The sequence below is a fragment of the Bacillus sp. JJ1521 genome (assembly GCF_036965165.1).
Taxonomy (GTDB): Bacteria; Bacillota; Bacilli; order Bacillales; family Bacillaceae_L; genus Ferdinandcohnia.
On record NZ_JBALOX010000070.1, the window covers coordinates 31,024 to 38,886 of the forward strand.

Here is a 7,863-nt window from a genome sequence, read left to right on the forward strand (position 1 = left end):
TTTTAGATGATATATAAGAGAAAGAGTGAAACCCCAATCATGGCTGGAATAATGATGATTAGTTGTCTTGCTAGATCCTTTACTAGCATAGTAGTTGAATAGAATGGGGAGACAAAACGTAAAAGGAATTTACTGACAAGGATTGATACGAAATAGAGCATCATAAAGCCCAACGCTAATTCAAGAATCATCCCCGTTTCTACGACTCTCTCAGCGTCCGCACCTGATACTTTCGTAATATAATTTTTCCTATCAACGGTTTTAAACAATCGATAGGCCGCACCTTTGTACTCTGTCAGCCATTCCACAATCAACAAGTTTGATAGAACATAGACCATCATCGACGGTAGATGGCTGATAATTTGGACCATGCTATTTCGAAGGATATGCTTGTACGTCACGATTTTTTCGATTAACCCTTTCGACCTTGCCACAGCCACGAATACCTGGTCACTTTCTTCATTTAAGGAAGCTGTCGTCACCTTTGCAACATATAAAAGTGGGTAAAGTGCCACCAAAATCGAAGGAAGTAGAAAGCTATACCACTCCTCATGGCCAAACCACGAGATAAACGGCACGTAAAAGAGAATGAGCCACTGAAGACAGAGAATCACAAAGAAATCCGGCAATGCTGAAAGGAAGCTAGTTAAGCCTTCCCCAACCACCTTTTGATACGTTTTCTTTTTTCGGAAATCAAAAATTCCTTTCCAGATTCCGAGGGTTAATGCAAGGAAAAACGAAGTGACGACAATCTTAAGACTTCTAGAAAAATGTTCGACTGCAACGGATTCGATCGACTCTCCACTTTTTGTCGTTCCCAAACTATGATTCTTCCAGGCTTCTGAAACGGTATGTTGAATCACACTCTTATACTCATCCCACGGTTTCAATTGATTCTCCGTCTCCGGAACATCAGGCAAAAATAAACAGATGCCAAACACAACCGCAACAATGAAGAAAATTGTAAAAACATCTCGTATTCTCGCCTCAACGTTCATATCTAGTAATCTCCTTACGTTAGTTGACATAATAATTTTCAATCAAACGTTTGTTTACCGGTCTATCCCTTGAGCTCCAACGGTTTCATTTTTCAATCAAGCGTTTGATTGAATTTTTGCTTACAATATAAACGGAATTAGTTAGTTTTTCAATCAAATGTTTGTTTGAAGCACACCCCTTGGTACATATGGGTTTCATACTTCAATCAAATGTTTGTTTGAATCTCTCATTTTATAAATTTTCTAAAATTACTATTATTTCGAATTTACCATATTTGTAATTTAGTTCCAACTTAATTTGGGTTTTTATAATCGAAAAAAGTGACCCTTGATTTGAGTCACTTCCTCCATTGCTTATAGACCTGTCCATTCGCACCAGTTTTGTTCACGACATTCACCCCACCCGACGCCGAAATCACACTCCCCGTGATAAAATCCGAGTTTTCCTCACAAAGAAAGGCAATGATTCTGGCGATATCTTCGCCAGTACCGGGGCGACCGATTGGAGTTTCGGGGTCTTTTCGTGTGCGTGCTGTGGTGATGGTGGCCTCCTTCATTTCACCGGTGATGTCCCCCGGGCACACCATGTTTGCGGTAATTCCATTTCCGGCTTCCTCAAGAGCAACGGATTTGGTGAGTGACACCAGCCCTACCTTTGCTGCACTAAAGGCCGCGCGATACATCCAGCCAGGTGTGCTCTCCGCATCCTGAAAGCCATAGGTGATGACCCTACCGAAATTTTGCTTGCGCATGACAGGAATGGTCAGTTTTAGAAAATGAAACACCGAACTGAGGTTGCCATCAATCATCTCATTCCATTCACGGTCTTCGTATTCTACTACCTTTTTCCGTTCAAAAATATAGGGGCCGGCGTTGTTAATGAGGTAGTCAATTCGGCCAAAACGGTTCATCGCTTGGTTGAAAATGTTTGTGATGTCCTCTTTTTTCGTGATGTCACCTTGTACAAATTGAATAGCCTCCAAATAGGGTTTCCATTCTTTTTTAAGTTCTTCGACGCGAGCTCCGTCGCTTCTGTAGTTCACGGTCACAGAGCAGCCCATTTTTAAAAATTCCTCGGTTACTTTTCTACCTAATCCTTTCGTTCCCGCTGTAATGATTGCGTGCCTCACCTACTTCACCTACCTTTCGTATTGGTGCCACGGGTATGGTTCCCTATCTATGTAAAAGTGTTAAAAATTCAAACCGAGAATCGGCACGTTCTTCGAATATGCCTCTTGTAGCTGTAGTTGTTGTTTCGGAGTTTGTCTTTTTAATTCCGCGTCCGCACATGCACATATGCTTTGCTTCGATGACTACCATTGTGCCCTGAGGCTCTAGGACTTCTCCGATAGCATTCGCAATTTGGTTTGTTAGTGTTTCTTGGACTTGGAATCGTTTCGCATAACCCTCTACCATTCTTCCAATCTTTGATAATCCGGTTACCTTTTTATCGGGAATGTAGCCGACATGCGCAACACCAAAGAAAGGTGCAAAATGATGCTCACACATGGAGTGGAACTCGATATTTTTTACTAGAACGAGCTCACGGTGTGCGACGTCGAACACCTTTTTTAGATGGTCCTTTGGATCCTCTCGGTAGCCCTCGGTGTACTCAAGGAATGCTTTAACGACGCGCTGTGGCGTTTCGATGAGCCCTTCACGTGTCGGGTCGTCTCCGCATAATTCGATCAGTTTTTTTAACGCATCAGTTACGATTTGAGCTTGTTTGATTTTTTCCGGGTTTTCTTCAAATATACGTGGGAATTTTTCGATTATGTTTCTTTCCGCATCTATTAAAGACATCGTGGCGAACCTCATTTCCTCATTGTGAACTTTATTACTACTTCTCCCTTCACTTTTTATTTCCTTCCTACAAAATAACTATTTGCATTGGGTGGGGCAGTTGATTTGAATACTCTTTCCATTATTCGGTACCTGTTTTAACGAGAGCCCTCCCCCCTACTACCTTTGTACTATTTTTCAATTAGCACATCTTTTTCCGGCTGTTTTCATTGAGAAGTGAAAGTTTTTCCAGTAAAATTTTTATGACATATTTCAAAAAATTAGAAATTTTTTATTTTGGGGGCTTTCTTTTTATGGTTTCAAATGAGATGAAAAATGAAGGGCAAAGGAGAGACACACATTTAAGTCAGCTTGCTTCGGTTGGGCAGATTGCAGCAGGGATTGCACATGAGGTGCGCAATCCACTTACGGCTGTAAAGTGATTTTTGCAGCTTTTACAACAGGAGGAGGAGCATAAATATCTTGACATTGCCCAAAGCGAGCTCAACAACGCACTCGTCACCTTGAACAATTTGCTTCAAGTGTCCAAGCCTGATTTGGAGGACGAGGATGCGCAAGTGATTCATCTTGCGGCCGAATTAGAATCCATTTTAAATCTATTTTTAGATAAATTGTATGACATTCAGCTTGAAACTGACTTCCAGAATACGGATGCAGCCATTGTTGGAAAGAAAAATCAGTTTAAGAAAGCCTTTTTTAACCTGATTAAAAATTCAATTGAGTCGATTGAGGGGAGCGGTACGATCAAGATTACGCACCGTACTACCGAAAAGAATGTTATTGTCACCATTACGGATTCGGGCGTCGGCATCCCAGAGGAAAAAATGAATCTACTCGGGACACCCTTTTTTTCAACAAAGGACGCTGGTACTGGAATGGGACTTGCTCAGGTTTTCTCTGTTGTCTATCAGCATGGTGGGGACATTTCCGTTGACAGCAAATTAAACTTCGGAACTACATTTACAATCCGACTACCAAAACAACATAAATCGATTAATCGAGGTGTTCGAAAGTTGAATTTACTCTATAAAGATTCCATTAAGGAGTTTTTTCTTGAAAACAAAATATATTTTGAAGAGAAGTTGCTGGAGGAAGCCATCAATGTAAAGGACAAAATCCAGGAAATTCATACGGTCGGAAACATTAATCTTCTCAATAATGCTCACAAACTTGTACTCTATGTCGTTGAAGAGCGCGAACACGAGTTAATTACCTTCGCCAAGCGCGAGGGCATGGCTTGGGCTAAAAATTCCTTGACCCTTGCGTTCAAGCTTGAGTGGGTCCAAGCGATTCGCCGTACGCTTTGGGACTTCCTGTATAATTATGACCTATTGTTGGACAATGAAACGGGTCGTGATGCCTTTTTTACACTTGAAAAAAAGATCAATATTCTGCTCGATCATTTCTTAACACACTTTTTTATCAGCTATTCGAAATACAAGGACGAATTGCTAGAATCGCAGAGGCAGTTAGTTGAAAATCTGTCCGTGCCGATTATTCCGATTAACCAGGACACATACATAATCCCGTTGATTGGTGGCATTGACAATCGTCGTGTTGTGACAATCGAGGATAAAATATTATCTACCATTGAAAATGAACATATCCGCACACTAATTATGGATCTGTCAGGTGTCGCCTTCATGGAGGACGAAGTAATCTACCGCTTCATGAAACTCATTGAGGGTGTTAAAATGATGGGCTGCAGAACCGTCCTAACCGGAATCCGTGCCGAAATCGTGAAAAAAATGATTGCACTGGGCATTAGCTTTGCCGATATCGCGGACTCGAAAGGTACCCTGCAACTTGCACTGAAAGATTACTTATTCGTTGAAGATGTGGCGAATTAGTGGGACAAAGGGATAGGGAAAATTCCCTCCGACCCAAAAGAGGCCTTCGGCGATTTTCTGAAGGCCCCGACTATTCTTATAAGCTATTATTTTCAATGACCATGGCGATTCCTTGGCCGCCACCGATGCAGAGGCTTACGACTGCGTATCTTTTTCCCCTGCGTCTTAGTTCGTATGCTGCTGACAATAGGATTCTTGCGCCACTTGCTCCGACTGGGTGACCTAGTGCAACTGCCCCACCGTTGACGTTTGTTTTTTCTCGGTCAAGTCCGAGTTCTTTTTCAACTGCGAGATATTGTGCAGCGAATGCTTCATTTACCTCGATTAAGTCCATATCGGCTAAGCTAAGTTCTGCGCGTTCGAGTGCTTTTTTTATCGCTGGAACTGGACCGATTCCCATGATGGTTGGGTCGACTCCTGCTACTCCCCACGAAATCACCTTTGCAAGTGGCTTGAGTCCATTTTCACTGACCGCTTTTTCACCTGCAACCACAACGGATGCTGCCCCATCATTGATTCCAGATGCATTTGCGGCGGTGACGGTTCCATCGGCAATGAATGACGGGCGCAATTTACTCATCGTCTCCACATTCGCGTTCGGCTTGATATGTTCATCTTTTTCTACTAATATACTACCTTTTCTCGTTTTCACCTCGACGGCGACGATTTCTTCCGCAAAGGTTCCATTCTCAGACGCTTTTGCTGCTCTTTGATTCGATTCGATTGCAAATTTGTCCTGCTCCTCCCGGGAGATCGAATACTTCTTAGCTAGCTTTTCAGCCGTCATACCCATTCCTCTTCCCGTGTATTGATCGGTTAGAGTTGTCATTAACATATCCTCAAATTGAAGATTGCCCATTTTTGACCCGGCAAATCGCTGGGAGAAATTCGAGTATGGGGATTGGGACATGTTCTCAGTTCCCCCGGCAAGCACGATGTTAGCATCCCCTACTAAAATATGCTGAGCCGCGGACACGACAGATTGCAGACCGGACCCGCATAGACGGTTGACCATAAATGCGGGAACCTCTTGAGGAATGTCGCTATGTAGAGCGATGTGCCGCGCGAGGTAGGATGCATTTTTTTCAGTATGAATGACGTTACCGTAAATGACGTGATCAATTTGTGCGGGATCGACCTTAGAGCGCTTCATAGCTTCAACAGCGGTGGCACGACCTAACTCGGTTGCACCCGTCCCTGAGAATGAACCTCCAAAACTAGTGAATGCCGTACGAGCTCCGTCGATAATAAAAATTGGTTCCATAGCAAAACCTCCTTTTCACACTAGTTTACCATGTTACCCACAATATGTAATGAATATTCTGACTAGTGTAGATATGAAATGAGGTGTACAAATTATGCACACCTATACTTTGGCAGTATTCAGTTGTTTATGCCGAAACGTGGCTGCATGAAACGGAAGAGGAATATGTATATGTAAGACCCTTAGGTGTAATTCATCGTTGATATCGATGTCGAACTATATGTGACTTTCTACCTATATAATAATCCCTATTTCGACAATATATCTGTGAAGTTAGTCACACTTTTTAACTTTTTTGTATATTTTTAAAAGTTTTTCCATGTTTTGTTTGCTCAAACGTGAAGTTCCACTATAGCATACGTAACATACAGTCACTTTCCAGACCCCACGTACGTAAAGTTTACGCTTTGGACTCCCCTTCTGTTACCGGATAAATTGGACTTACCGGCGGAATACATGAGGAACGCGTTCTTTAAAAGGACCATTTGCGTGGAGTTTGAGAAACTTGCGGAACAGTATAAACCATTGATTTTTCAGGTGATAAAAAGGTTGCAATTGTACGGGGACAGGGAGACGTTTTACCAGATTGGCTTAATTGGACTTTGGGAGGCATCGACCCGCTTTGATTCGGAAAAAGGGGTTGAGTTTTCGACGTTTGCTTTTTCGACGATTCGCGGAAAACTTCTTGATCAGTTAAAAAAGGAGGCACGTTACAAGGAGCACTGCCAGCCTTCTGGAGAGGAGATTTTTATGAAGCTTGCGGATGATTCGGAGGGTTTTTCGGCTGATCTGATCGAAGAATATGGCAAGGGGTTGACGGTAAACCAGGTGAAGTGGGTTCAAGGGCGGATTATTGAGGATAAAAGCTATAAGGAAATTGCGGTTGAGCATGGAGTTACCGTGGAATCGGTGAAGTCCTGGGGACGCCAGACTGTTAAGAAATTGCGGCAAATTATTATGGTAGAAGGGTAATTTTTTTCAAATAAACGTTTAATTGAATTTTTGGGGGCAGTGGACCCGGGTTTAAGGTTCAAACAAGCGCTTGTTTGAGTCTCGGCGGCATTTTTCGAGGATAATGAATGTTTTAGGATTGCGGCAATGGGAAACAATGTATGTTGAGGTGAGGACATGATTAAGAGGTTGCTGATTCTCGCAATCATTGTGGAGCTTGGTGTGTTCTGGTATGTGCACCAGGATAAGGCTTCCATCCCGGTTCAGGTGGAGGAATTGCCACAGCGTGAGCTCTTTTTGGACATGAAAAAGGTCCCTGCTGATGAACCAGCACCGGCGGTTGAGGCTTCCGCAACGATTGACCCTTTGTTGGCTGAAATAAAAGACAAATATACGGGTAAATTTGGGAATTTAGAAAAGGAAACAAAAAAAAAGGCAAAGGATCTACTGGCGCGGGCTAAGGCAGATTTCATAGAGGAATCAACCGACGGCATCGCTGTTTTGCAGGTCATGAGCAGCTATTATAACGAGTTCAAGACGCTTGAAAAAGAAACCGACGAAGCCTTCGAGCAAACCTACTTGCAGTTTGAAACTGAGCTTGAGGCTGGTGGTTATTCGAAGGACGAGGCCGTTATCTTCCGGGAACAATACGAGGAAAAGAAGAAGAAAATGTATAAAAAGGCGCTGGATGTGCAAGGGAGTTATGAGTGAGGGTGTGGGGTACGTGAGTTTGTGCCCTAGCCGGGGATCGTAGATACTATGGGTTAAACCGCTGTTACTTTTGTCTGGGTAATAAAAAAGAGTAGATGCGCTAACACCTGACATGCCGTAAAGAATATTTAGGTGTTAATCAAAAGGAAGTAACTACTCTTACCTTGGAGTGGCGGGGCGGTTACTTCTTTTTGTTATGCATTTTTATTGCAAATGGCCCCACAAAAGTTGAATTAAGAGCTTATAATGCGTATAATAAAGATATAATAAAAAATGATCAGGTGCG

Annotated in this window: 8 protein-coding genes; 4 read left to right on the forward strand and 4 right to left on the reverse strand. The window is 42.7% G+C overall.

Going from position 1 to position 7,863, the window contains the following annotated elements:
* Window positions 1-2 precede the first annotated feature (2 nt).
* From V7147_RS11320 to folE, 3 genes are all read right to left on the reverse strand, one after another.
* Window positions 3-998: an ABC transporter permease subunit gene (locus V7147_RS11320; protein WP_335367963.1), complete on the reverse strand. Its 996-nt coding sequence runs from the start codon at window positions 996-998 to the stop codon at window positions 3-5.
* A gap of 338 nt (window positions 999-1,336) precedes the next feature.
* A complete protein-coding gene (locus V7147_RS11325; protein WP_335367964.1) occupies window positions 1,337-2,128 on the reverse strand; it encodes an SDR family oxidoreductase in 792 nt (263 codons plus the stop codon).
* A gap of 43 nt (window positions 2,129-2,171) precedes the next feature.
* The gene (gene folE, locus V7147_RS11330) at window positions 2,172-2,801 is read right to left on the reverse strand and encodes a GTP cyclohydrolase I FolE (RefSeq protein WP_335367965.1); all 630 of its coding nucleotides are present in this window, start codon (window positions 2,799-2,801) and stop codon (window positions 2,172-2,174) included.
* 293 nt (window positions 2,802-3,094) lie between these two features.
* On the opposite strand from folE, the gene V7147_RS11335 reads away from it, so the two are divergent.
* Window positions 3,095-3,223, forward strand: coding sequence for a hypothetical protein (locus V7147_RS11335; protein WP_335367966.1), 129 nt, complete (start codon window positions 3,095-3,097; stop codon window positions 3,221-3,223).
* A gap of 3 nt (window positions 3,224-3,226) precedes the next feature.
* Window positions 3,227-4,651, forward strand: a complete 1,425-nt coding sequence (locus V7147_RS11340) for an ATP-binding protein (protein WP_335367967.1) — start codon at window positions 3,227-3,229, stop codon at window positions 4,649-4,651.
* A 76-nt stretch (window positions 4,652-4,727) separates the two neighbouring features.
* On the opposite strand, the gene V7147_RS11345 is transcribed toward V7147_RS11340, so the two are convergent.
* Entirely contained in the window at window positions 4,728-5,915 is a 1,188-nt protein-coding gene (locus V7147_RS11345) for an acetyl-CoA C-acetyltransferase (RefSeq protein WP_335367968.1), read from the reverse strand.
* Between the two features lie 456 nt (window positions 5,916-6,371).
* Between V7147_RS11345 and V7147_RS11350 the strand changes: the two genes are divergently transcribed.
* Together V7147_RS11350 and V7147_RS11355 are read left to right on the forward strand one after the other, a co-directional pair.
* Window positions 6,372-6,887: a sigma-70 family RNA polymerase sigma factor gene (locus V7147_RS11350; RefSeq protein WP_335367969.1), complete on the forward strand. Its 516-nt coding sequence runs from the start codon at window positions 6,372-6,374 to the stop codon at window positions 6,885-6,887.
* A gap of 156 nt (window positions 6,888-7,043) precedes the next feature.
* Entirely contained in the window at window positions 7,044-7,577 is a 534-nt protein-coding gene (locus tag V7147_RS11355) for a hypothetical protein (protein WP_335367970.1), read from the forward strand.
* Window positions 7,578-7,863 lie beyond the last annotated feature (286 nt).